Origin of the sequence: Sphingopyxis sp. (genome assembly GCF_016463645.1) — a bacterium.
Taxonomy (GTDB): domain Bacteria; phylum Pseudomonadota; class Alphaproteobacteria; order Sphingomonadales; family Sphingomonadaceae; genus Sphingopyxis.
The window spans coordinates 1-2,646 of the sequence record NZ_JAEMQX010000228.1; the positions used below are offsets into that span (position 1 = coordinate 1).

Below are 2,646 nucleotides of genomic sequence, written 5' to 3' on the forward strand. Positions count from 1 at the left end.
TCTTGTACCCCGGCGTGATGTAGAGCGGATCCTTGACCTTCTGATATTCCTCGGCATTCGGGGCGCCGACATAGCCGATCAGGTGGCCGACCGCCGCACCGGTCGGATAGTTGCGGGCGAAGCCCCGCTGGGGCGCGATACCGGGCAGTTCGGGCAGGCGGACGAGGATCGAGCTATATTCGGCCTCGGTCATGTCCTCCTTGACCGCGACCGGCTGAAACCCCGACGCGGCCTTGAGGTCGCGGTTGATGCGCTCCATCGCGTCGCCGTCGAGCCGCAGCAGCGTCTGGAGCTGCCCCAGCACCATCTCCTTGTTGTGCAGGCGGTCGGGAATGATGTCGATGCGCAACGACACGCGGTTGTTCGCGAGCGCCTTGCCGTTGCGGTCGACGATCCAGCCGCGCCGCGGCGGGATCAGCGTCAGGTTGACACGATTGCTTTCCGATTCAAGTACATAGCGATCGTTGTCAACGACCGAGATATAGGCCATCCGCGCCGCGAGCGCGACGCCGACCGCGGCCTGCCCGCCGCCGACGACCAGCGCACGGCGGGTGAAGGTCAGGCCCCTCCAGGCTTCGGTAATCGGCGGACTCTTCTTTTTCGGCATTCGGGGGTTGGAACCAGTCTATCGGCGTTTCAGGCGGAAATTGTCAAACTTGCCCGTCAGGCGCATGAACAGCGGCACCAGCAACGCCGAGACGATGATCTGCGGCAGCACAAGCCCGAGGACGTGGCCGCTATTGGCATGCGGGTGGGTGATCAGCGCCGCGAGCGACTGGATGATCCCCACCAGCAAGGCCGCAATCGCCCAGTCGTGGAAGAAGCCGCGCCAGTAGATGCGCTGCGAGGACCAGGCGATCGCGATGCTGGCGAGCGTCCACAGGCCGACCGCGGTACCGATCGGCGCGCCGCTGAACAGATCGTCCCAGAGGCCGAGCGGCAGCCCGATCCACACCGGCCACATTTCGGCGCGCAGCAACTGCCAGCAGAGAAAAAACAGCAGGCCGAGCGGCGGCAGCACCGGCGAGTTGGCGATCAGCGGCAGCATCAGCGGCAGCGCCGACGCGAGCATCACGCTCGCGATCGGCACGATGCGCATCCGCCACAGCGATGCCGGTTCGCCGAGGCGCGGACCCTTCTGGTTCATGGCGCTTTTGCGGGGGGCGGAGTGACGGCGGACGGCGTCGCCGGACCCGGCAGGCCCTGCGCCTCGATGTTATCGGGCGTATAGGGGCGCAGCACCGACACCGCGTCGACCTTGCCCGGGTCGGCGAGCGGGCGCGCGAGCGCGCCGTCGTCCTGTCGCCGTACGACGATCGCGACCGGGATGTTGGGCGGATAGAGGCCGCCGGTGCCCGAGGTGACGAGGATGTCGCCCGGCTTGAACGGATTGTTCGCGATGTTGAGCGTGCGGACGTCGAGATCGCCGTTGCCGCGGCCGCTGGCGAGCGCGGGCAGGCCGTCGCGCGCGCGGCGGACGGGGACGATATTGTCGACGTCGGTGAGCAGCAGCACCTGCGAGACCGACGGTCCCGCGCCGAGGACGCGGCCGATCAGGCCGTCGGCGCCGCGCACCGGCTGACCCGCGGCGACGCCGAGGTTGCGCCCGATGCTGAGCAGCGCGATGCGCTTGCTGCTCGTCGAGGTCGAGGTGAGAAGGTAGCCGTTGGCGAGCGCGGTCTTGTCGGTTTCCTGCAGCTTGAGCAGCGCCTTGAGCTGGCGGTTCTCTTCCTGCAGCGAGCTGGTCGCGACGAGTTCGCGCCGCGTGTCGGCGAGTTCCTTGCGCAGCCGCCGGTTCTGGGTGCCCGCGCTGACATAGGCGCCGACGGTGTCGTCGATCCCCGAAATCGATCCGATGACCGAGCGCGTGCCCCGCGCGATGGGCGCGGTGACTTCCTGGCTCGCCACACGCAGCTGGGCGAAACCGACAGGATCAACGACCGAAAGAACAGCCAGCAACAAGCCCGCCACGGCCCCTGTCACCGCGATGACATAGGCAGCGAACAGGCTGTACTGGGCCTTTCGGGATTGCCCCGGACGCCGATGTGCCGGGCGAGCCATGGTGAAGCGCTACCGTCCCGATCAGGCTTGCTGGAGCACGCCGCGGAAGGCGGGGTCCTCCATCGCGCGGCCGGTGCCGATCGCGACGCAGGTCAGCGGATCCTCGGCGACGGTGACGGGCAGGCCGGTCGCATCGCGGAGCAGTTCGTCGAGTTCGGCGATCAACGCGCCGCCGCCGGTGAGGACGATGCCCTGGTCGACGATGTCGGCCGCGAGTTCGGGGGCGGTGTTTTCGAGCGCGATGCGCACACCCTCGACGATCGTGCCGATCGGTTCGGACAGCGCCTCGGCGATCTGCGCCTGGTTGATCGAGATTTCCTTGGGCACACCGTTGACGAGGTCGCGGCCCTTGATGTGGATCGTCAGCCCGGTGCCGTCGGCGGGAATGCGCGCGATGCCGAAATCCTTCTTGATCCGCTCGGCGGTCGATTCACCGATCAGCAGGTTATGGTGTCGGCGGACGTAGGAGACGATCGCCTCGTCCATCTTGTCGCCGCCGGCGCGGACCGACGTGGTGTAGGCGAGGCCGCGGAGCGACAGCACCGCGACTTCGGTCGTGCCGCCGCCGATGTCGACGACCATCGA

General features: G+C 67.8%; 3 protein-coding genes and 1 pseudogene. All 4 read right to left on the bottom strand.

The annotated features are described in order from the left end of the window. Positions 1-607, bottom strand: a pseudogene (locus JHC57_RS21885) (penicillin-binding protein 2); the annotation flags it as partial. 18 nt (positions 608-625) lie between these two features. Then, entirely contained in the window at positions 626-1,147 is a 522-nt protein-coding gene (locus tag JHC57_RS21890; RefSeq protein ID WP_294032683.1) for a rod shape-determining protein MreD, read from the bottom strand. Then, on the bottom strand, positions 1,144-2,061 hold the full coding sequence (gene mreC, locus JHC57_RS21895) for a rod shape-determining protein MreC (RefSeq protein WP_294032684.1): 918 nt from the start codon (positions 2,059-2,061) through the stop codon (positions 1,144-1,146). Before mreC ends, JHC57_RS21890 begins: the two co-directional genes overlap by 4 nt. Before the next feature lie 21 nt (positions 2,062-2,082). Next, positions 2,083-2,646 (bottom strand): rod shape-determining protein (locus tag JHC57_RS21900; protein WP_294032685.1); only part of this gene is annotated, 564 nt, incomplete at its 5' end.